At 40.2% G+C, this 23,878-nt stretch carries 17 protein-coding genes; 9 read left to right on the top strand and 8 right to left on the bottom strand.

Features of this window, described 5'->3' with window-relative positions:
- Positions 1–157: 157 nt before the first annotated feature.
- Positions 158–997 (bottom strand): SDR family NAD(P)-dependent oxidoreductase, encoded by an 840-nt coding sequence (locus M2265_RS04600; protein ID WP_132767414.1) that lies wholly within the window; start codon positions 995–997, stop codon positions 158–160.
- Positions 998–1,069: 72 nt separating this feature from the next.
- Positions 1,070–1,978 carry a helix-turn-helix domain-containing protein gene (locus M2265_RS04595; protein ID WP_132767416.1) on the bottom strand — a complete coding sequence of 303 codons (909 nt, stop codon included), beginning with the start codon at positions 1,976–1,978 and terminating at the stop codon, positions 1,070–1,072.
- A gap of 249 nt (positions 1,979–2,227) precedes the next feature.
- On the opposite strand from M2265_RS04595, the gene M2265_RS04590 reads away from it, so the two are divergent.
- The 6 genes from M2265_RS04590 to M2265_RS04565 are packed head-to-tail and all read left to right on the top strand — an operon-like array spanning position 2,228 to position 10,959.
- Positions 2,228–2,782 carry an RNA polymerase sigma factor gene (locus tag M2265_RS04590; protein ID WP_132767418.1) on the top strand — a complete coding sequence of 185 codons (555 nt, stop codon included), beginning with the start codon at positions 2,228–2,230 and terminating at the stop codon, positions 2,780–2,782.
- 53 nt (positions 2,783–2,835) lie between these two features.
- Positions 2,836–3,828, top strand: a complete 993-nt coding sequence (locus M2265_RS04585) for a FecR family protein (protein WP_132767420.1) — start codon at positions 2,836–2,838, stop codon at positions 3,826–3,828.
- 1 nt (position 3,829) lies between these two features.
- Positions 3,830–6,868 (top strand): TonB-dependent receptor, encoded by a 3,039-nt coding sequence (locus tag M2265_RS04580; protein WP_132767422.1) that lies wholly within the window; start codon positions 3,830–3,832, stop codon positions 6,866–6,868.
- A 4-nt stretch (positions 6,869–6,872) separates the two neighbouring features.
- Positions 6,873–8,216: a DUF4876 domain-containing protein gene (locus M2265_RS04575; protein ID WP_165905809.1), complete on the top strand. Its 1,344-nt coding sequence runs from the start codon at positions 6,873–6,875 to the stop codon at positions 8,214–8,216.
- A 32-nt stretch (positions 8,217–8,248) separates the two neighbouring features.
- Complete coding sequence (locus tag M2265_RS04570; protein WP_132767426.1) at positions 8,249–9,793, top strand: DUF6850 family outer membrane beta-barrel protein; 1,545 nt, start codon at positions 8,249–8,251, stop codon at positions 9,791–9,793.
- 38 nt (positions 9,794–9,831) lie between these two features.
- Positions 9,832–10,959 (top strand): cytochrome-c peroxidase, encoded by a 1,128-nt coding sequence (locus tag M2265_RS04565; protein WP_243655352.1) that lies wholly within the window; start codon positions 9,832–9,834, stop codon positions 10,957–10,959.
- Positions 10,960–11,104: 145 nt separating this feature from the next.
- On the opposite strand, the gene M2265_RS04560 is transcribed toward M2265_RS04565, so the two are convergent.
- From M2265_RS04560 to M2265_RS04540, 5 genes are all read right to left on the bottom strand, one after another.
- Positions 11,105–12,112, bottom strand: a complete 1,008-nt coding sequence (locus tag M2265_RS04560; protein WP_132767428.1) for a purple acid phosphatase family protein — start codon at positions 12,110–12,112, stop codon at positions 11,105–11,107.
- Positions 12,113–12,124: 12 nt separating this feature from the next.
- Entirely contained in the window at positions 12,125–13,774 is a 1,650-nt protein-coding gene (locus M2265_RS04555; protein ID WP_132767430.1) for a RagB/SusD family nutrient uptake outer membrane protein, read from the bottom strand.
- Between the two features lie 15 nt (positions 13,775–13,789).
- Complete coding sequence (locus M2265_RS04550; protein WP_132767432.1) at positions 13,790–16,816, bottom strand: SusC/RagA family TonB-linked outer membrane protein; 3,027 nt, start codon at positions 16,814–16,816, stop codon at positions 13,790–13,792.
- 29 nt (positions 16,817–16,845) lie between these two features.
- A complete protein-coding gene (locus tag M2265_RS04545; RefSeq protein ID WP_132767434.1) occupies positions 16,846–17,943 on the bottom strand; it encodes a FecR family protein in 1,098 nt (365 codons plus the stop codon).
- A 163-nt stretch (positions 17,944–18,106) separates the two neighbouring features.
- Entirely contained in the window at positions 18,107–18,631 is a 525-nt protein-coding gene (locus tag M2265_RS04540; protein WP_132767436.1) for a sigma-70 family RNA polymerase sigma factor, read from the bottom strand.
- 442 nt (positions 18,632–19,073) lie between these two features.
- On the opposite strand from M2265_RS04540, the gene M2265_RS04535 reads away from it, so the two are divergent.
- Both M2265_RS04535 and M2265_RS04530 read left to right on the top strand, forming a co-directional pair.
- Positions 19,074–19,508 (top strand): MarR family winged helix-turn-helix transcriptional regulator, encoded by a 435-nt coding sequence (locus M2265_RS04535; RefSeq protein WP_132767438.1) that lies wholly within the window; start codon positions 19,074–19,076, stop codon positions 19,506–19,508.
- A gap of 106 nt (positions 19,509–19,614) precedes the next feature.
- Positions 19,615–20,238, top strand: a complete 624-nt coding sequence (locus M2265_RS04530; RefSeq protein ID WP_132767440.1) for an ExbD/TolR family protein — start codon at positions 19,615–19,617, stop codon at positions 20,236–20,238.
- An 860-nt stretch (positions 20,239–21,098) separates the two neighbouring features.
- On the opposite strand, the gene M2265_RS04525 is transcribed toward M2265_RS04530, so the two are convergent.
- Positions 21,099–22,871, bottom strand: a complete 1,773-nt coding sequence (locus M2265_RS04525) for an alpha-L-fucosidase (protein WP_132767442.1) — start codon at positions 22,869–22,871, stop codon at positions 21,099–21,101.
- A 302-nt stretch (positions 22,872–23,173) separates the two neighbouring features.
- Between M2265_RS04525 and M2265_RS04520 the strand changes: the two genes are divergently transcribed.
- Positions 23,174–23,848: a hypothetical protein gene (locus tag M2265_RS04520; RefSeq protein WP_207902324.1), complete on the top strand. Its 675-nt coding sequence runs from the start codon at positions 23,174–23,176 to the stop codon at positions 23,846–23,848.
- Positions 23,849–23,878 lie beyond the last annotated feature (30 nt).

The raw sequence follows: 23,878 nt of genomic DNA, 5'->3' as shown, positions 1-23,878 counted from the left end.
TTCGGACTGATCTCAAAAAGTGTCAACCATTTTTGGGACAGTTTATTGTATCCATCAGCCTCTTTTCAAAGCACTCTTGAAGGTTAGAATCTTGCTATTATATCTGCATTATTTTGAAAAATATCCTTGAAGGTTTCATTCATTCCTTAGAACATCACTACAATGCGGTTGAGAGGGTATAACTTTTCCATTGTTCAACATCATGGGTGATGAAATCCATTTTTTTGTAGACGACGTCATAGGCATCACTACCTAAGAACAAATGCACCGGTGGATTTTCTGTTTTGCTTATCGCGATTAGTACATCGGCCGCTTTTTCGGGATCATTGGGCTGATTGCCATCAATGTCATTCAAGTGTGCTTGTTCAGATTGGCGGGCTGCTTCGTAATCTGCTATGGTATGCTGCGGTGTTTTGACCGATCCTTTAGCAAGGAAATCGGTGCGAAAATATCCCGGATAGACAACCGTTGCTTTTATTCCGAAACCTTTTACTTCTTCAGCTAAACTTTCTGTTAAACCTGCAACAGCAAATTTTGTGGCACAATAAATACCCCAACCTGCAAATCCACCTGAATAACCACCTATTGAAGCGATATTGAAAATATGTCCCGATTTATTTTGACGTAAATGGGGCATTACGTTTCGAATGATATTCAAGGTGCCAAAGACATTGATGTCAAAACTGCTTCTTGATTCCCCGTCCGTTAGTTCTTCTATGGTGCCTATCTGTCCAAAGCCCGCATTGTTGACAACAACATCCAGTTGCCCAAAATGTGCGATACTTGTTGCAATTGCTTTTTTTACATCCTCGTTATCGGATAAGTTTACTTCTATCGGAAGGAATAGATTCGATATAGCGCCGATTTCTTTGATTAATGGTTGCGTGTTCCGTGATGTTGCAATTACCCGAAATCCCTCTTGTAGTAATTTTTTTACTAATGATAAGCCTAAACCTTTCGAGGCTCCTGTTACTAACCATACTTTTTGTGTTTCCATCGTTTTGATTTTTATGATAACACAAATGTAGGGCGACGATGAGGGAAGGGATAACGAAAAGCTAACAATACCTTACGAAATTCTAACATTTCGAAATTGAGTCGGATTAATAGCTAAGTGTTTTTTGAAAAAATTATTGAAATGGGTCACCTCGGTAAAGCCTAATGCAAATGCAATTTCAGAAACGTTCCAATCGGTTTGGATTAAAAGAACTTTAGCCTCTTGGAGCAATCGTTCGGCAATGATTTGAGTTGGCGTTTTATGTGTGGTTTCTTTTACTGCTCTACTCAAATGATTGACATGTACAGCCAATTGACCTGCAAAATCTGATGCGGAACGGAAGTGAACTCTTTGTCTTGCATCTTCAATGGGAAATTGCCTTTCCAGTAATTCTAAAAATAAAATAGCAATACGGTGTGAGGCACTGATCTCCTGCTTTTCAATCTTTTTTGCGGGTTGCATTTTTAAGGTCTGATGCAAAATTTCAAATACCAGATTTCGCAATGCATCGTACTTGTGCACATAATCGGAATCGATTTCTTCGAACATACTCAGGTAAATATGTTTTATGTTTTCGTTTTGTTCGTCGTTAAGTTCAAAAATAGGGGTTCCATTGGGCTGGAAAACTTCGTAATTTCTTAAATTTCCAAAATGATGAAAAAATGAAGGTGTAAATACACAGAAAAAACCAGACTGCTGGTCATCGAGAGACTCCCAATTATAGGGAATCTGGGGATTGGCAAATAATAGTGCCTGTTTTTTTATCTCGATTTCCTTATCGGCATAATAAATTTTGTTTTTACCAATAATCAAGCTGATTTTATAATAGTCTTTTCTGCTGTATGGAACTGGTTTAGCATGGCTGCCAACAAAATCATCAAGCCTGAATACATTGAAATGGCCAATCTCTTTTCGGATATTGTCAGGTACCCAATTGAGTTTGGTTTTATAAAAATCTTCGATTGATTGTGTCTTTTCCATTTTTCAAAGTTACAAAAAACAAATATATGGTAGCGTGTTCCTTTTTGTAAATTCATCCTTATGGCTATACCCAAAGCAGTAGTTTTTAAGAATTTCCGTATGCGTGATTGTTTGTGAATATCGATAGTCAAAAGGAATAAGATTTGCAATTAAATATGAATCCATTATATCCAAGACTTGAGCTGAAGGACTATGTTGTTTTTTATTTGGAATTAATCTAAACAATATAGTATCTTAGCGACCTCGAAAATGAAAACGCACTGGGTCAATATTACAAAAGGGGATAAGAAAAGTTTCTTTGTTTTCTATGATGCTATTTATAGGTCTCTGTTCCAGTATGGTATGGTTATCGGTAAAGATAGAGAAATCGTAAAGGAATCGATCCATATTCTATTTTATGAACTTTGGGAAAAGCATGAACGCCTACCGCAGGAAATCAAAGATCCTAAATTCTATGTCTTTGTTTGGTTGAAGAGGATTATATACCGGCAACTTAAATCGCAACAGTCTTCGCTGGAGAGTATACTAAATGAACCTTTTGAAGAATCTGTGGAGGATCAAAAAATAAAGGTCGAAGAAATCATCGAGAAAGAGCAGTTGCTGCATGCCGCGCTGGCCAAGCTCACCAAAAAACAGCGCCACTACATAGATCTGAAATTTTTTCAGAACAAGTCCTATGAAGAGATTGCAACCGAGGAAAATGCGGCCGTTCGGACCGTATATAATGTTATTTACGAAGCCATAAAGAGCCTGAAAGGTAATTTAACGCCTATTTTGATTTTTATTTTAAATTATTATAAATAAAATAGGTAAAATTAGAAGGTTTCATGCACTACTCTTAAAATGCATGAAAAACAATGGTTAACCCTACTATAGAAAAACTCATCTGTGATCCTTCTTTTATTGACTATTGTCTGGATCATGAATCAGAAAATTTCGTTTACTGGCAAAAATGGATTGCAGAAAATCCGCAATATGAACATTTGATCGTAGAAAGTAAAACATTGATTTTACAGCTCCAGGCTATGCCGTCTGAGGAAGAGATTGCAACGGAAAGATTGCGTCTGTCTCAAGCGATTGATGAATGGCATGTGAACCGCTTATTTCAGTTTCGCAAATGGTTGCCCTATGCCGCAGCATGTCTGGTTGTTTTGGGTATTTCAATCTTTTTCTACCAGCAAAGACAGGTTCCGCTGCAATCCCCAATGGCAACAGTGGAATTTTTAGAACAAAAAGTGCCTGCAGGTAAGTACATGAACATGCAGTTGATGGACGGAACAAAAGTACGATTAGGCCCTACTTCGACATTAAATTATCCTCAGAGATTTACTGAAGGCGAAAGGAAGGTTGCACTAAAAGGTGAAGCTTTCTTTGATGTTGCACATAATGCCGACCAACCATTTATTATCCAGGCTGGTGAATTTGATGTGAAAGTGCTAGGAACTTCATTTAATGTTCATGCTTTTGAAGAAGACAAATTAGCGAAGATTGCCTTATTTACAGGAAAGGTCGAAATCTCCAATGAGAGCATGCATCTGGTGATTGTGCCCGGACAGGCATTTGTTTATAACAAAGCCTTGGGAACTTATACAATAGAACCTTTTGATCGAGCCAAAGAACGCGAAACAATGGAAGGAATTCTACACTTTAAGCATGCAGGTTATTCGGAAATTGGTTCACAGCTGGCGCGTAAATATGGTATTGTTTTTCAACCTGATGCAGGTATAGAGCTTGATTTTTCTGGATCGATTGCACATGAAAGCTTGGCACAGGTGCTGGAAAAATTAACTTTAACTACCTCATATCACTTCTCTCTTGAATCTAACACCTTAATTGTCCGTAAAAAATAATATGAAAAACAATAATAAGCCCAGCGCAATCTGGGTTCGTTCTTTATTTCTTGGTGTCGCACTGACCTGTCATGGATTTTCAGTGACTGCACAACAGCTTAAAGTCGAAAGTAAAAGTCAGTCGCTTAAATCTATTTTGGAGCAGATCGAAAACCAATCGGGCTATACTTTTCTATATGATGAAAAAACCGTCAATCTGAATCGTAAGGTTTCTTTACAGATGAGTGGTTCTCTGACTCAGATTTTACAAAGTCTGGAGCAACAGACCTACCTACAGATGAAGTTGTCGGGACGAAATATTTTAATTAATAACGGTTCTGTAGGTCTTTTAACGGGTAAAGTTACTGATGAGGAAGGACTACCGTTATCATTGGTCTCGGTATTCTTTAGAGAACTAAACCAATATTTTTTAACCGAGCAAGATGGTTCGTTCAGATTCCAGTTTCCGGCACACCGTCTTAAATCTGCCGAAGTCCGTTTTTCGATGATCGGGAGGCAGGGGACAACCTTAAACCTATCGCTGGACAAACAGCAGACAGTTGCATCGACTGTTACCTTACCCTTATTAAGTGTGGGACTTGAGGAAATTTCAGTAACTCCGCGTACGAATCAGAATTTAGAAAGTAATACTTCGCTGTATATAAACCGCGAAGTGATTGAGCAGTCAGGAGCGCTCAGTCTTAATGATCTGTTGAGTTTGGTCCCTGGACAGAAGATTGCCGCGCCTTCTTTACAACAGGTGCAACAAGCTAATCTGCGCAGTGCTTCGATGGGGACAAATTCTCTGGGGACAAAAGATCCTTTTTCATTAAATAATTCGTTTGGTATTGCTTTGATTATGGATGGTATAGCACTTTCTAATAATGCCAATATGCAGACGCTTAATCCAGGGATTAGCGGAATGGGTAATTCTTATGTGGGCGGTGGAATATCGGGATTGATGGGGAGTGCTGATCGTGGCGACCGATATACCGGTGATTACACGTTTGGAGGAACAGATTTACGTCAGATTGCGACGGACAACATTGAGAGTGTGGAAGTGGTGGCTGGTATTTCCTCCGCAAAATATGGGGATATGACCAATGGTGCTGTTATTATCAATCGGGTAGCGGGTGGAACTCCTTTCAACTTTAATATGCAACTTCGTGATAATGCCACGGTATACGGATTGACAAAAGGGTTTAAAACAAAAAATCTTGGCGCTTTTACTTTTGGGGGTAATTTTACACGTTCGTATAATGATAACCGCGATAAATTAAAATCGTATGACCGTGTGGGGAGTAATCTGATGTGGAGTACTGCCGCTGGAAAGGACCGTGCTTTTACCAATACCTTCACAGCAGATTATGGTCGTCATCTGGATAATGTACGCCGTGATCCGGATGATCCTACGGCAACCATACTGCGCTATAAAGCTTATAACTTTTCTATAGGTAATCGTCTCAATTATAGAATTGACAATAGTTTCTTGACTAATATTGGTTTTAATGTACGCTATAGTGAGACCTATCAGAATACCTACAAAGAGCAGTATATGAATAATACCTACATCATATATACCGATGCAACTGATGTAGGAATCACCAATGGACAATATGCTTCTGGTATCTACACGGCAGTGACCAATCTGGAGGGAAAGCCTGTGGATTTTACAGCCAGATTGGATTTGAATGGTAGTTTCCATACGGGCGATATCTTGCACCAGTTTAATTTTGGATCCTCTTATAATTATTCTAAAAACAAGGGGCGGGGGCAGATCGTCGATCCGACACGTCCGCGAAATAATACCTCGGTTGCAAATGGAGACAATCGCTCGGAACGATATTATGATTTTTCACGGCTACATGCTCAAAATCAAATCGGTCTATATGCTGAAGATGTTTTTAGAACCACTATAGCGGACCGTAACCTGAATGTGCGGTTGGGTACACGATTGGATCTCTTTGAAGGTTATGTGACCTTTTCACCGCGTACAAATATCAATTATGAGCTTACACCCGATTTGCGTATTGGTTTAGCTTATGGTTGGGGAAGTAAAGCACCGGGATTGGCGCAGTTATATCCAGGTCCCGTTTTCTATGAAATCCCCTTATACCAAAAGACTGCGGTAAAAGATAATGGTGCCGTAGATGAGGCGAATAGTGTGTATTTGCTCTATGTTGATAAATTTACACCAGACAATAGCAAGCTGAAACCTGCACTTTCTGAACAGTTGGAGTTCTCGGTAGCCTATGAGCACCGCGGATTTAGAGCTGGGGTGAATGTGTATAGTAAACGAAATTATCGGGATGTATACTCCGAAATGTCTTATACACCGATCATTTTGCCAAATTATGTAGACAATCCTGATCCAGAGGCTGAGGTACCTTATGTTACTTCAGGAACTAAACGTCATCGTTTGTCCCGCTATACTTTTGTGAATGGTAGAACCACAAAAAATCAAGGTGTTGAACTCATGTTATCCACACCAAAATGGACGGCGATTGAGACATCGCTTAATCTGCGTGGCGGGATCACAAAATCAATTTATAGACCGGTTCAAAATTTTAGAAATTTCACCAATAATACCAATAACCCAAATTATGCTGTGACAGGTCTATATCCTGTATTTGAGCGTTCTACTTGGACAAGTAATGCCGCAATTACTTCGAGTACGCATATTCCAAAGGCTAAGCTCTTATTAAATTTTACGACCGAATTTAATATTTTGAATAGAACCAATACACAAGCGACTGACGGTATCCCGCTGGGTTATTTTACAGAAAATGGTGTCTACCGTGAGATTAATGAATTTGATGAAAAAAATATCGACTATAAGCATCTACTTATCCCTATTGAGGAAGTGAGAAACCAAAACCAACCGGGGGTATATACTAATTTTCACCTCAATTTATCTAAAGAAATAAGTAAACGCTTGATCTTGACATTTCATGTTTACAATGTTTTCAATTATCGTCCGCAGTATAAACGATCGGATAATACGATGGTTATTCCGAATGATAAACCGAGTTATGGTGCACAATTACGACTTAAACTTTAAGTATATGAAATTACAAAAATATTTAATATTGCTGTTTATCTGTACGGGTTCATTCAGCAGCTGTCAAAAGGAGCTGACGCCAAATAATGGGCCGGTGGATATCACGGCAGATGTTACTTATGCAAGTCAGGAATATCAAGAAAAATTACCTGTAGACACCATCACGGTGAATATCTATTCGTTAAAGGGAAAATTGATCTATAGTGCTAAGACTGGGCAGGATGGACATATTTCCTTTCCGGATCTTGCGCCAAATACGTATAGAATCCAAGCTGTGACCAGTTTTAAGGTCGATCTATTCAATCAATTGTTGAACCGGAAAGAAGACTTTGACGTAACTTTTAGTTCCGAAATAAAGGAAATAATGGTCGGTAGAGAAGTTGAAAATCATTGGGATCTGTCATTGGTAAGTGGCAATTCTAATCCAAATGGATTGGTGATCAAACAGATCTATTATGCGGGTTCGCATGCGACCTTGGGTGCGAGTTTTAGAGATCAATTTATTGAGATCTTTAACAATTCAAATCAGGTTCAATATGTCGATAGTTTATGTATTGCCGAAGCCTATGGAGCAAATAGTAACAATGCGCTGTACGCTTACCAAGCGAATAGTAAACAATACGATTGGAGTAAATCTTATGAAATGCCTCCAGACATGAAGGCAAATGCCGATTACGTTTATGCGCAAACGATCCTGCGATTACCTGGTAAAGGTCGGGATTATCCGATTGCACCTGGTGAAAGTATGGTGATCGCGGCTACAGCGACCAATCATAAGGCTCCTTATGAAGGAGCTGATGGCAAAGTGATTGCTGTTCAGGATCCGAGTTTAACGGTAGATCTGAGCAACGCTGACTTTGAAGCTTATTATGCTCCTTATATCGGAACGTCAAGACCATTGGCATCGGATGTTGATAATCCGAATGTTCCGAATGTTGAGGTGCTGCGCCGGGGTAGTGGGTTAGATCTGATTATGAATCAGGCAGCGCAACAGAGCTGGTTTATCTTTCGTGAAGATAAGGTATGGAATGAAAAGAAGTGGAAGGGCTATGGATTGCCTTTTGCTGATGGACGTGTCAATACCTCGGGGACTTATATTCAGGTACCGATTGATCTTATACTGGATGCTGTTGAGCTTCAGTCTTCTACTTCAACACAATATCCAAAAAAGTTTTCTGCTCAAAATGATGCGGGATGGACGGCTGTTGACGGTGGGGCGCGATCTTCGTATGCTGTGATTCGGAAAACAAAAGAGCTGGTTAATGGCAGGCGGGTGCTGCAGGATTCAAATAATTCTAAGGATGATTTTGTGTCCATTAAAGCTAACCCGAAGGGATTTGCAGACTAGTTTAGGGGCTTGATTACAAATAATACGATTCAATGAAGAAATTATATATAGTAGGACTGTTATTTTGTGTCTGGGGGACTTATCTTCCTGTATATGCGCAACATGCTGTCGAGCAGGATACCATAGCACGTCGTATACGTGCGTATACCGTGGATAACCCCATGTGGTTGGAGAAGTCTGTGGAACCTCGATACAGCCTTATTCAAATGGGGTATAGTCAGGTAAGTGGTGAATATCGCACCGCTCAGGATGCGCAGAAAATAAAAAATATCAATTTTAATTCGGAGGGTGCGGTAACGATCAAAGATATTCGCCTTTGGGGAAGATTTGCTTATAACCGTAGTACGGAAGATAGCACGAGATTTGCGCATCAAACGCGGGAAAATCCAGCATCGCCCTGGTATTTTGGTTCATATGGATATAATCATTATGAGAGAACCAATTACTTCATTCAGACAAGGGGGCAGAAGTATTTTGCAGATCGTAAATACTCGGTCTTTGGTGGGCTGGATTACCATGTCGGCAATCATTTTAGTAACAACGACCCTAGGAGCACAATCGATGCGATTCAGGTCAATGGAAGTCTTGGAGCCAGTGCCCGTATTAGCTCAGGATGGGAGCTCGGGCTAGAGGGAAAATATGGTTATGGTCAAGAACGGGTAGAAATAGCTTACCGTAATGAGCAATATGCGCTAAGTGCTGTTGAATCGCCGTATATGAACTACATCGTGAGAGGCTACGGTTGGAAAGTGAGCGACTGGCTTAGTGAGCGCAATATGTTTTACCAGAATGATATGAAGCGTTATGGTGCGAAGGGTTATTTATCTTGGGACGGTGATCTGGGTAAATTTTACGGAAATATTGGATACCTACAGGAGGTGCAGCACTATCGACAGACACTTAGAAATGATTCGCGGATCAATGAATTGAGTAAGTTTAATCTGGATCAGTTGAGTTATCAGCTCATGTGGAATTTAAAACGGGATAACAAAACCTATCTGGCTTCTTTTAATAGCTTGAACCATAGTGGTAAAGACTGGGTCACTGAAAGTGGTAATGCACAGAATTATGTGTACAGAAAGGAGCGTCAAACCATAGATCTTTCGTATTTGATTAAAAAGAATAAGTGGCAGCAATTTTATGAGGCAAATATCGGTTATACCCATGAGGTACGCCATGACGGCGGTACGGAAACTCGATTGGATTATGATCGGATGGACTATGCCTTGTCTACATTGTTGACTTATGCTACAACTCGAAATCAAGAGGTGGAGTTTGGGGTGACTGCTTTTGCCGAAACAAACATGGGTACTTCGTGGACGCTTCCTTTGATTAACGAGAATGTTTTTCACCAGTATGTGTTTTACCATGATATTCGCTATCATGAGGCAGATGTATGGGGAGGTAAGCTACGTTTAGGGTTTACGCAGCGTCTTAAAAAAGGTAATTTCATTAAGTTGGTCGGTACGTATACGTACCGAAAAGCAGATTTAGGGAGTGCGCTGGATCGCGTGAATTTGGCTCCTTTGGGTCGCACTCGTGAGGTAGGAAGTGTACGTTTAAGTTATGGTTTTTAAGTAGGGGCTCGTTGATTTTGATGAAGAGAAATAAGTTTTTGATAGCATTAACAGTTTGTTTACCGATGCTGATCAGTGCTTTTGTGGATCAGGTGGATACCGTTTTACCTCTGGCTGATCTTCGTCGCCGCTATAGCAGTGGTGATGTTGGGCAGTGGCCTGAACCGCATTTGGATGCTTCTGTTCAGCAGGGATTTGTTGATATCGGTATTTTGCCAGCTGTTGCATATCCGGCGTCAAATCCTTTTAGTAAAGAAAAGGCCTCACTTGGGAAACTCCTGTTCTTTGATGCGCGATTATCGGCATCGAAGCAACTTTCGTGTGCGAGTTGCCACGATGCGCAGCTCGGTTTTGGCGACGGTAAGAGTTTGGCGCATGGTCATGGTCGAAAAGAGGGGAAACGCAATGCCATGACGCTCTATAATGTGGGTTATTACAAGAGCTTTATGTGGGATGGAAGAGCTAAAACTTTGGAAGACCAGGTTTTGTTGCCGGTTCAGGATCATGTGGAGATGAATACGTCTTTGGATACGATGGTGGCACATGTTCGCATAATCAAGGGGTATGGTCCTTATTTTAAAAGTGCTTTTGGAGATGATCAGGTGAATTTATTGCGCATCCAACAAGCAATAGCAACTTACGAGCGTAGTATCGTGAGTTATCCTACTAAGTTTGACCGTTTTGTTTCGGGTCGGTCCGATGCAATTAATGATCAGGAGTTAGAAGGACTTCATCTTTTTAGAACAAAAGCACGTTGTATTAATTGCCATAATACGCCATTATTTTCGGATAATCTGTTTCATAACGATGGGCAGACTTTATATGGAACGAAGCAGGAGGACTTTGGACATTACCATTTAACAGGCGACCAGAAAGATATTGGGGCATTTCGGACACCTTCATTGCGTAATGTGGGTTTGACCGGACCTTGGATGCATCACGGAAACTTTCCCACGCTTAGGGATGTGGTAGAACTATATAATCTGGGTAATCCGGCTCCTATACAGCGTAGGGTGCAGGTGGATGAAAAGACAAGACCGATTCATTCACCGTTATTAAAGAAACTTAATCTTTCTAAAGCAGAAGTAGATGCGGTACTCGCATTCTTGCAGGCTTTGAGTAACCCGACACAACGTCGGATAGCGATGCCTGATTTTCCGGAATAGGAAGGGCATTTTGTTTATTTTGCATAAATACCGTATGTGGCTATACCTAAATACGATAAGTACTTGTCCATGTTGAAATTTAAATGTGAGCTCATAGATAAACTCCCGAGGGATGCAGTACCTCGGGAGTTTTATTTTGATATACCTATGGGGTTAAGGGTATAATGGTACTGTAGATCATCTTTCCTTCGTGATCGATGCACTGCGCCTGTAATTGTTGTTGATTTAGAGCGAAGTACATGAACCCATAAGTTGAAGCTTCAAACTGGCTATAACTTAAACCTTTTTTGACAGGGGTTACTTCAGATCCGCTTCCGGAGATGAACTGATGAAAACAATTGTCCTGTACTTTTAAGTGTTGCATGGAATGTTCATGTCCAGACAAATACAACGGAATACGATGTTTTTCTAACAGGGGTTTCAAGACCTTTCTCACGGCTAATGTGTCATAATTTTCTGTGCGGGGGCCTGCTGTATAGAGCGGATGATGACCAACGACGATCTTCCATTTTGCTTTAGAAGATTGAAGTAGATGGTCTAACCACTGCAGTTGTTTTTCTGGTTGCTGCCCCGCGACATGTGGCCCATATTCGCTATTCTGATAGAATTCTGGTATTAAGGGATTTGTATCTATAAAAGCGATCAGGACTTCATCGTTATCCTTAATTTTAAATGTTTTGCTGTAATAGCGTGCTGGCATCTTCCATCGACGGCTGATGTTGCTATAGCGTACTTGGGCATCGGGATCGGATTTGTAATCATGGTTGCCCAATATGGGATACCAGTCCCACTGTAAGGCGAAATCGGTGTAAATATTTTCAAATGAATAATGCCATAAGGGGTCGTGTTCGCTGACAACTCCTGATGGGTAAAAATTATCACCTGTTGAGATAATAAAATCATTTGGATGCTCGGTCGCCCATTTCCCCATCTGCTGTGCCACCTGGACTTGATGATCGGCACCATTACGCCCCCAGTCACCGATCGCTAAAAAATGCAGCTCGTACTCGTCCTTTAGTGAAGATCGGCTGTTGATATCTTCACTTTCTATTCTTCGATTTGCGCCAATGGCTAAAGTCGCTAAAGGTCCGGCAGAAAGCCCCGAAGCCACAGCTGTTCCTAATGTACTTTTTACAAATTCTCTTCTTTTCATACTCAACTGTGCTTAATATCCGCTATTCTGTTTCCATTTTGTGTTGACTTCCATGATCGGTCTGGGGATCGGAAATATGCGGCGAAAGCGTTCGGATAATCCTGCGCTGTATAAGGATTTGAATCCCCAGTCTTCTTCAAATTTTCCGTAACGGATCAGGTCATTTCTTCGCCATGATTCATCTGAGAATTCTCGTGCGCGTTCGTCCAATATCGCTGCTAACGTTGGTTGGGCTGTTAAAGCAGGTGCATTGACATAAGTACGTATCTGATTCATCAGCGACATCGGTGTTTCGCCATTTGTAGGTGCCGCTCCTCGGAGGATGGCTTCGGCTTTCATTAACAAAATGTCGGCATAACGGAAGATGGGTACATCATTGCTTTGGTTTCTATTGTTTGCCGCTGTCACATTTACATCCATGTAAAATTTAACCGATCGGTAACCCATTGATCGGCCTTTTTGATCATTTCCTGCATTGAGGGTCGGACCTCCATCGGGACGAAGTTTGATATCTTTTGTTGTTTCCATATGCCAGTCAAACGTTACGTTTGCATCACTGCCTGTGTAGTCCTGGTCGATGCCTTTTTTAGAAGTTTTGATTAATAGCGGACGATTTAAATCTGGCGCATAGTCCGACCAATAGTACTGTAGTCCACCCATGTAAGCCGCATTTCTGTCGTCACCTTGGAGGTTGAATTTGGCTAAGAAAGTAGGTAATACCCGAAATGTGCCGCCTACACTTTGTGGCAGTTTGGCAAATTGATTTTGTCCGCTGCGGTGTATCCAAAAACGTGCATATGTCATGCCTTGCTGTTTTTCGCGGTCGAAAGGCATGGCAAAGATGAAATCTTTGACCTGAGGACCATTGTCGGGGCGGAATTTTTCCATGAACTTGTGGCTGCTCAGGTTAAATTGACCTGAAGTAATAATATCATCACACATTGCAACGACTTGTGCTAGTTTTTCATTGGGCATATTGGGGGTGTAGGAAGCTACATCGGTAGCGGTATAAACCGACCAATTGAGGTATAGTTTAGCGAGTAGCGCATCGGCCATATAACGCGTTGCTTTGCCATATGTGGCGGGAGAAACTTCTTTGGGTAAACGATCTCTGACGGCTAGTAATTCGCTGGAGATGAAGTTGGCGATTTCGGCTCTTGAGGAGCGATCCGGAATCTGGTCAATCTTTCCTGTGATCAGTGGTGCTCCTCCAAAATTATCCATCAGGATAAAGTAAAAATAAGCTCTCATGGCGCGCATAGGCGCAGCCTTATCGCTTTCATTATCTCCAAAAATAGCCAATACATTATTGGATAGATTGATGCCTGACATGGCGGCATTCCAAACATCTGGAAGAATGGCGTTGTCGGGAGTCCAGTTGTGAACATGAAGTTCGCGGAATCTACCGCCGTCATAGTAATCTGTGCCCAATGCAAGACTGACTGCTTCGTCTGATGATAAAGTTTGTGTCATCCAATGGTTGTAGCCCAGTGCACTTCGGTATGCGGCATAAACGTCAGCTGAAATGGCCTCAGCCGCTTTATCCGTGGTTGGAAATTCAGTGTACTGTGATTTGATATCCACATCAAGATCGGTGCAAGCAACTAATGTTGCCGCAAATGTAGTTAAGGTAAATAGGCGGATATATTGTTTTGATTTCATGATTTGTTTTGCTGATTATAGGTTGAAGTTTAGACCGAATAAAATGGTACGGGTACGTGGATAAGTCTGCCTGTTGTCAACACCAGGTGTAAGTCCACCAAGATCTACCTCGGGGTCTACTCCCTTGTAATTCGTGAGCACAAAGACATTGTTCATCGAAGCGTATAGCTTTACATTTTTCAACTGACCACCGATATTGCGGATGTTGTAAGAAAGGCCCAAATTGGCTAAACGCAGATAATTCCCACTTTCCAAGTAACGGTCTGATAAATAATGTGCGTTGATATCTGTTGCTTTCTCCGTGTCGATTACACTGGCCAATAGATTTTTCTGTCCGGCATTGCCTACGACATTGGAGTGTCGGGCGCGGGTCGCATTCATGACCTTATGTCCAAATACACCCTGGAACATACCGGTTAAAGCGAAGTTTTTGTAGGTTACGGTATTGTTCCAGCCTAAAGTCAGTTTTGGCTGTGCGCTTCCCGTTACGGCACGGTCTTTATTGGTCGGGGTAATGGTGGTTTCACCTGTACGTTCCTTCGTTTGCGCATCGCGTACATAAAAAGTCGAGATACCGGCATCATTATAACCTGCCCATTCCCAGGTATAAAACTGACCAATAGGCGCACCTTCTTGTAGGCGTTGCTGAAAAGCATTACTTTGACCGGCGCCACCCAAGTCTGCTAAATCCACGTAGTCGGTCGAAAATTCCTGATTCGTAATTCGGGTGACCACATTTTTATTGTGCGAGGCCACAATCCCTGTGTTCCAGCTGAAATGTGTCGTTTTTACGGGGACAGCATTTAGGGTCAGTTCAATTCCTTTGTTGTTGATCTCACCGACATTGGCTGTTAGTGAGCGGTACAGATATTTGGTTGTGGACACGGCATAGTCGTAGATAAGATCGGTGGTATTTTTATCGTAATATTCCAAGGTTCCGCTTAATCTATTTTTCAGGAATGCGAAGTCGATACCCAGATTAAGCATCCCTGTGCGTTCCCAGCGTAGATTGGGATTTGAATTACGAAGTGCAGCAAGTGTACGGAGATCGTTTCCGAAAGCATCGGTGTAGAAACTCGAGGTGGCACCATAGACCTGTCTAGCGGTAAACACATCGAAACCTAATGAATTGCCACTGACGCCATATCCGGCACGCAGTTTTAGATCATCAAAGAAATTCATATCGCGAATAAATGGTTCTTCCGATAGTCTCCATGCTCCTGAAATAGAAGGGAAGGTGGCCCATCGGTTGTTTGCACCAAATGCCGAAGATCCATCACGCCTTACTGTCGCCTGAAAAAGATATTTATTGTTGTAAGCATAATTTACACGTCCGTAAACAGAGATCATACGCAATGTTGAAAGGTAATAATTGCCAAATCCCAAAATATCGACAACATTGGCCATGCCGGGATTATAATAACTTAAACCATCATCGTAATAGTCTGAAGTTGTCAGTTGAAACCCATCGTCATTATTGTTTTCTTCCCACGAATAACCGGCAAGAGCTGAAAACTTATGGACATTTCCAAATGTTCGATCGAAGCTTAGATTCATTTCCATGATCTTTCTTTCGTCTTCTACTGCTGCACGGATCGATTTTCCATTTTGATTACGTGCTGCCATGGATAAACTCGAGTAGTACTGTGCGTTGTTATACTGGCGGTTTTGCAGGGACAGGTCGATGTTGTAGGTTAGGCTCGGTAATATTTTATATCCAAGTTTGGCATGTCCCTGTATCATTTTGGTTTTGGTATAATTGGTATTCTCCTCTATTAATGATAGCGGATTCACATATTGCGAACGGTCTGTTTTTTCAAACCAAGCGCCAGATTCTGTCCGGACAGGGGATACTGGCAAGTAGTAATACATCGCGTCGTATACACTTAAACCATCGCCAAGGGCAAGGACATCATTTTGTTTGGTAATACTGGTATTGATATTAAAAGAAGCCGTAAGCCGTTTATCCAGCGCGCTTGTTTGTACAAATCCGCGTGCGATCTGACGGCCCAGGTCTGTTCCTTTGATAATACCGTTGTTTTTAAACGTATTGAGACTGGCACTGTATTGTGTTGTTTCGGTTCCACCGATCAAAGAGACATTGTGATTATTGGAAATACCCTTTCGTTCTACCTCTCGTTGCCAATCGGTATCTGCTCCTAAATCATCGGTCGGTTCCATCGCGAATTTGTTAGCCGCAATATAATTTCGGTACTGTTCACCGTTCATCATTTCATAGCGTTTTGCGATTTTGTCTATCGCTAAATAACCGTTGTAGCTAATGCTTGCCTGTCCTGCTTTACCGCGTTTCGTTGTAACGATAATGACCCCGTTTGCGGCTTTTGAACCGTATATCGCTGTTGCTGATGCATCGCGTAACACATCGATCGATTGGATATCGTCTGGTGCTACTAGTGCGAGTGATGCTCCGGGTACGCCATCGATCACATAGTAGGGTTCCATCGCTTCGCCACTTCTCAAAGTAGAAGCACCTCTTAGACTGACGGATGGGGTTGCATTAGGATTACTGTTGTTAGTTGATATGGTCAGGCCCGGGACCTTTCCCTGAAGCATCTGAGCAGGGGAGGTCATAACACCGACATTCATGTCTTCAGCTTTGACTGTTGTGATGGAACTGGTGAGGTCTTTTCGAGCGATACGTCCATATCCGATAACGACTTCATCGAGTGTTGTGGACATGGGAATAAGTTTGACGCTTAAGGCTAATGGCCTTCCGGGTTGCACACTGTAGCCCGAGAGCGTATCTGGCTGATAACCTACCGAAGAAAATATAAACTGATAAGGACCTCCTTCTGGCAGGTTGTGAAAAGAGAAAAGTCCTTTTTCGGAAGAGCTCGTCGTGAATGTTTTCCCCGATTCCCGATTTAGGGCTTTAACGCTGACGCCAGATAAAAACTTTCCATTTTCATCTTGTGTTGCTCCTTTTACTTGATCCTGTTGCGCCTGTGCGTAGGATAGCCCCGTCGCAAATAGTGCAAAGAATAACACGCTTTTTCTGAATTGGTTCTGTTTGTTAAACATGATTTTAAATAGTGATTGATTTTATGGATTTATAGTTGATCGTTGCTGTATTCATTTTGACGATAGATGGTATAAGAACCATCCGTTTCTTGTACATAGCGCAGGTTATTAATCAGACAGATGACTGCAAGTACGTCTTGTAACTGTTCAAGTTGCGGGTTTATACTGCCAGTGTATTGGATTTTGGAAATGTCCTGTTTGCCTATTTTTATAGGCGTGTTATAAGTCGTGCTGAGGGCAGCAAAAACCTCCGACAAAGGTATATTGTTTAGTTCAAGCAAGCCGTTGGGCTTGTTCTGACTCGGGGACTTGCTCATACTTGCTTCTTTTTTTACAGTACCGCTGTGATGCGCTACGAGATGCATGTTTGCATCAAAAGACAGGGACTCACCTGCATTTTTTAGGAAAATATTTTTAAATGTAGGAATGGCCATTATAGATGCAACAACAATCTTTCCGGTGTGTAATTGCACAGATATATATTTTGAGCTGCTGCGCGAATCAATGGTAAAGGATGTACCTAAGGCAGTCGTTTTTGTTGCACTGGCGTATACGCTAAATGGGCGGGAACCATCTTTGTATACCGAAAAATAAGCTTTTCCATTTAAATAGATCTCCCGGCTGTGATCTGTGAAGTACTGCGGGTAACGTATGGTACTCTGCGCAAATAGTTTGACCGTAGATCGGTCGGGCAGGGTATACGTTTGGATTGAGTTTTGGTTATTGGTTACTGAAACCCAGCTCGTATCTTTTTTGAGATCTGTTTTTTCCTGCCACTCAACTAAAGTTGGACTGTTGTTATCAAAAGCTGGTTTTATCCATAGCCACATGCCCAACGATACGAGTAGCAATGCTGCAGCCGCCGCGTAATAGCTAAATCGCTTGAGGTAAATGTTGTTATTCTTCTTTTCCTGTTTTTGTTTACTTTCCGTGCTAATTTCGTCATGTATATAATGCGCCATTTTAGTCGATGGGATAAACTGGTCGGCATCTCCCAGATGTGATTCCCATTCTTGATCGGGAAATATATCATCAATTATGGATGGATCTTTCCATAGTTGCTTACGTATGTATTGCTTGTCAAGACGATTTTGCTGCTTGCCTGTTTTGTTTTTTCTGAACCTCATAATAGCATTACGTGGTTCAAGGGGATATCCCTAGCGAGTTAACAATTATTTAATTTAGGAATTAGCAGGGGGAAGAGCTTTTTGATTGGTATGTGTCTTGTTGTCAGTGTGATGTGTTGTAAGGGGGCGAATTTATTTTTTAATCGATCGCTGGGACATTATTTTATAGCATAATCGAATAAAGATGCTGCTTGAGTTGCATCAAGGCTTTACCAATATGGTGTTCGACCGTTTTTGGAGAAATGGAGTAGAGTTGTGCGATTTCTTTATGTGTTAACCCTTGTTTCCGACTCAGTTCAAATACCAGGCGACGCATTTTAGGCATATTTTCGATATCCTGCTCCATGATCTTCAAGAGATCTTTACTTTCAATCGCAGTAATTAAGCTGTCCGTGAATGGGGTATTTGCCGATTCGCCTTCATATTTAAAACGGTTGGACTCTTTTCGGAGCAGATCGATCATGACTTGTCTGGCCATTCCAAAAATTTGGATATGAATTTCTAGATGCTCATTTAATTGCTTACGTTGCTTCCATAGTTTGATGAACGTGAGTTGGGTTACTTCTTCAGAAATGTATTCAGAACGCGTTTTCAGTATAATAAAGCTATAAATCTGCTGGTGATATTGTTCATAGATCTGATTAAAAACTTTATGGTTATCTTCTTTTATCGCTTTAATATGTTCCATACTTGAACAAAGTTAAAATGTCCGAGCTGATTAATGATTAAGCGAATATTATGATTATGTAAACAATCTATCCATTTAATCTTGAGCTAAAGGAGTAATCCGTGGCTATGTGAAATGTCCTGTTGTATACCATAATGGGAGTGAGGATTTTTTTTCTGATCAACTGTATGTTTCAAAATATGTTTATCTCAGTTTCTCAGATCCCGCTAGTTTAAATCTGCATAAGCCTATGATAGATTTACCTGCTTCTTTTGGAAATTTCTTGCTGGCAATAAAATAAATGAATACATTTTTTATCACTTCAGTCATTTCAATTGAGACCCAATAATTGAAGTCGTACCATGCATGTGGAAAGGAGAAGTGAATGTATAATATACTACACTTACATTTGATACATAAAGATTATGTTCATAAGTTTGTTATTCTTAATTAACAAATTAATATGGATATTCATAGTGTTTTAGATCCCGTCGGCTATATCAGAACAGTGTATGCTTTAAAAAAAGATATTGAAGAATGGGCAGAGGCAAATTTGCAAGATCTTTGGCCTGGGAAGTTTCAATTATCTTATATGCAAGTGTTGATACACATCGATAAGGATGGTACCACCAATAAATTGTTGGCACAACAGGCGCAGATCTCGAAACAAGCGATGAGCCGGATTATATCTCATATGGTAGAAAAGAATGTTATTACAATTCAACCGATGTCTTCCGATAAGCGCTATTCAAAAATAATGTTAACAGATTTTGGTAATCAGATTGTTAGCGAATCACTTGTCCGTGTTAGTCAATATTTCGAAACGATTTCAAAAGACGTGGATCGAACATCTATCATAAACAGTTTATCAGTTTTAAACTCTCTTATCAGAAAATAATCAAAATCGTTTTTTTTGTCATTTTAAAGTAATTATTGGTTTTATAGTAAACAATGTTGACTAATATTAGTCAACATTGTTTACTATTGTAGAACTAATTTATAAAATGATGCCAAGAATTAAAATTAAAAGAGTTGCACCTAGTGTGGATATGACGGCAATGTCTGATGTGACATTCCTATTGCTCAATTTCTTTGTAATGACCGCTGTATTTAAAGCTCCAGAACCTGTTCCAGTAGACACTCCATCTTCTGTCAGTACTGAAAAAATGCCGGATGAAAACTTTGCTATGATAACCATCAATAAAGAGGGCACTTGTCTGTTGTCCATTGCTGAAAGAGATGTCAAAGAAAAGACATTAGAAGTTATGGCTAATAAATATAATGTAGCATTTAGTCCAGAAGAAAAGGAAAAATTTGTTGTCATGGGTACTGTGGGTGTTCCCGTAAGACAGCTTAAACAGTTTCTTGCCCTTTCTCCAGAGAAACACATGGACAAAACATATCATACCGGTATCCTAGTGGATTCAACAACTAATCTTTCTAATGAGCTGTACAACTGGATCTCAAGCGTGCGCACAGTACACTATCAGTTACATGAGCAACAGTTGAAGATATTAATTAAAGCTGATGCGAGTACAAAGTTTCCTGAAGTAAATAAGGTGATCGAGACATTACGCGATCAAAAAGTCAATAAATTCAGTTTCATAACAGACCTTAAGAATTTATAAATATAAACTGGTCAATAATGTTTTCCATGGTAGCATACATCATACAATTCTATCGGTTTATGACAATTTTGTTTTTAGGAATATGCACGTCTGTTGTCATGCTATTTTTGACCTACACGCACTTCTTACAAAATGATTCTGCCTTTTCACAAGGATTGAAACATGGACTTTCTATAGCTACACTTCTAGTTATTTGGGAGACTTATATATTTATACGTAGGCAGTCTATATTCGTAAATAATACCGAATTAACGTCTCATACAATCGCTTCAGAAATAGAAAAAGGGAGCACAAATCTTAAAAAACTGCGGGTCAAGATCATCATCACATTTGTGATTACTTTATTAATCAGCATCATGCATTTACTAAACATTTATGCTGAAAACCTATTCTTACAAGGTCTGAAAAGTGCAGTGTTGCTTTCAACAATTTTGTTTTTAATGATATCCCTTTTTCTTTTCTTTAAATACAGATCTTTTTTAAGTAAAATAGCCTAACATTTTACAAATAATATTGATGCATGATATCACTCATCCCACTGCTACTATATTGATCATCTATTTCTGTATCCCAATTTGCATCATATTTTCTTGTAAGATATGATGCAAAATTAATCCTAGATAAAAGATACGAAGTTACTCCAAATAACTTATAAAATACCTTTTTGGATAATCCATGAGAACATTAATATGTTTTTCGTCATGCTGAATTTTAAAAATGGTAAGATCTCTCACCATTTTCTATTGGCAGAAGTAAGGTAGTGTCCTTCTAGAAATAAATAAGTAACGCAGTCTTCTATCAGCGCGTTACTTATTTATTTTAAATACACCACATGATTATCCAGGTGTATACAAGATATTTTACTCAACTCTAAACACAACTGCGGTTGCATAATCCATCTGGGAAGGACAAGTCACGACCAATCCATCGGCCACCTGCTTCCATTTCAACTCACCTTCGTATCCGAGCATGCTCACTTTTTTAATTGTTTTTTCCAATAAGTTTGCGTTACTACCAAGTGATTTTATTTTCAATTCAGATCCAGCTTCCGGCAGGTTCATACAAAAAGCATAAAGCGATCCGTTTTTTCCTACGGTAAATCTAAAGTCCGTTGTGTTAAACTTAAATTCTGCATGTCTGCGACCAAGTCCGCCACCCGGGAGCATTTTCAATTTCCCGTTTGCTTGTTCTCCTTCACCAGGAATTTTCCATGCTCTGCTTCCATAAACCGCCTCCCCGTTACGTCGCATCCATATTCCTACCTCTTTGAGCATCTTTAAACTACCCTCATCCAATGATCCATCTGGTAGTAGTGAAACACAGAGAGCAGCATTACCATCCCGAGCAATAGCCTCTATCACATATCGGATCATCATTCCGGAGTCATAAGTAAAATTAGGTGCATAATACCAGTCTCCAACCGGCGCTTCCGCTATCCAAGGCTGGTCTGTTTTAATTTTTTCAGGAATAGCAAATTCCTCGGTTGTAACCGTACCATTTGTTTTATCCCGAAATTTCACAATACTAAAAGTATTGACCTTTCCGTGTCTCTTTAGTGTCCTATTGTAATAATCAGCGATCACATGCTGCATCGCATCTGCTTTATAACCCGTACCTGTCCCGTTACCAGTGAAAGGTCCTTGAACAGTACCATCTGTATATATAAAATCCGGGTCATATTTTTCCACCACATCCATCATACGCAATGCCCATTGCTTGGCATACCAATTCGCATATTCCAGGTGTCTACTAAAAATTCCTGGTGATGGTGGTGACCACGGTGTGTGAGATTTTTCAGCAACTCCTTTATATTCGCGCAGATCTATGCCATAGAGTAGGCGAGGGTCATATTTTTCCCACCACTTACCCTTTCCATCAGTAGCAGTAAGATTGCCATCATAAGGTAATCCTTTCTTAGCCCCTGTGGTATCGCTTCCAAAAGCTGTTTGCCACCACCACCAGGTGTATTCATGATGAAAGGTTACTCCGTAACGAATGTTATTCTCGTGGCAAGCTTTCGCCCACTCGCCAATTAAATCACGTTTAGGTCCTATGTTAACTGAATTCCATGGTTGATAGCGTGAGTTCCACAAGTCATAATTATCATGGTGTACGCCTTGGATCATTAAGAATCTTGCTCCGGCATCCTTATATATTTTAGCAAGTTTAGCAGGATCAAGTTTGGTGGGATTCCATTTGTTAAGTATTTCCTTATAACCAAATTCGGAAGGGTGACCATAATTTTTAAGGTGATTTTTATATGCAGGCGTACCAGGTGTATATAGCTTTCTCGCATACCAATCACCACTTTCTCCCGATGCTTGAGGGCCAAAGTGAACCCATATACCAAACTTCGCTTCCCTGAGCCAATCAGGATCTCCAGGATAATTAGCCTCTATCGATTCCCATGTTGGTTTGAATGGACCTGGGAAAATAGGAATATCGAGTTTAACTTCTTCGAAAGACTTCCAATCTCCCATAGGCAAACTATCTACCGGTCCTGTTGGAGGTATTTGAGGTATAGGAAGTACTGCTGTTGCTGAGCTAACTTTAGTTTGTGCATTTGATTGATGACAAATGTAGGTTAGAAGAGCGAAAGAAAAACCAACACTTATCTTTAAAATTTTTATCATTGATCTATAATTTAAATGGTTTTATACTGATTTTTTACTAACCGTCATAACATCTGTTTTTTAATACATGTAATTTGATTAAGTAATAAGTGTTAAATTAACATTTATTTATTTAAATCACTAATATTTTGAATTACTGGAACGTTTTTTTAAACTTTCTGCCTGATTATTTATAGGTTAAGAGTTTAAATTAGTTCAAATTTGTATTTCCAAGGAGCATAGTAAGAACAAATTTCTTATTCAACTAAGCCTGATATTGGGAGTAAAATTCTTTCACACTTCATACAAGCCAAGAGTACAAAATGAACGATGTAACAAAAATAAAGTATGTTTTTATAGCGCTGTTTTCCGTAATGATCGGAAATGCTATTGCACAAGAAAAATCTCAAATTTCAGTCATAAATCCACCAATAAATACAGAGATTTTGGGTAGCAACAGAGGATTGGCCCTTCAAATGATCATCGATAAAAAATTTAAGACTATTCCCAAGCTAGGCTTTTTTAGTGTCACGTCTCTCGTGGGAGAATGGGACAGTAATCAGATCAACGATTACATGACGCAAGCCAGTCTGACCTATGATATCGCAAAGGGTTTCAAACTAGCAGGCGGTTTGCACGTAACCCCAGTGAAAGGCATGCGACCCATAGCAGGTATAATCTATACCGTAGCTAATCCAACTTGGTTGTTTGTGGCTAATTCTAGAATAGATTATTCTAAAGACACGAATGTCGAAGGAATGTTTTTAGTTGAATATAAACCACAGATAAATGATAATTGGCGCCTTTATTCGCGAATTCAGGCTTTGTATGAATACAGTACTGTCATCAATTTGCAAACAAGAAGTTACCTCATGGCTCGAGCTGGTTTAAGTTATAGAGAAATAACTTTTGGTGTGGGTGCCAATATCGATTATTACGGTCCAGAGAAACACAATGAAAACAGCATCGGTGGCTTCTTAAGTTTCTTGTTATTCTAAGCGTAATAAAAGATACATTTTACACTAAAT

Source organism: Sphingobacterium kitahiroshimense (assembly GCF_025961315.1).
In the GTDB taxonomy this organism is placed as follows: Bacteria; Bacteroidota; Bacteroidia; order Sphingobacteriales; family Sphingobacteriaceae; genus Sphingobacterium; species Sphingobacterium anhuiense.
This window is presented reverse-complemented; position numbering and strand designations above follow the sequence as displayed.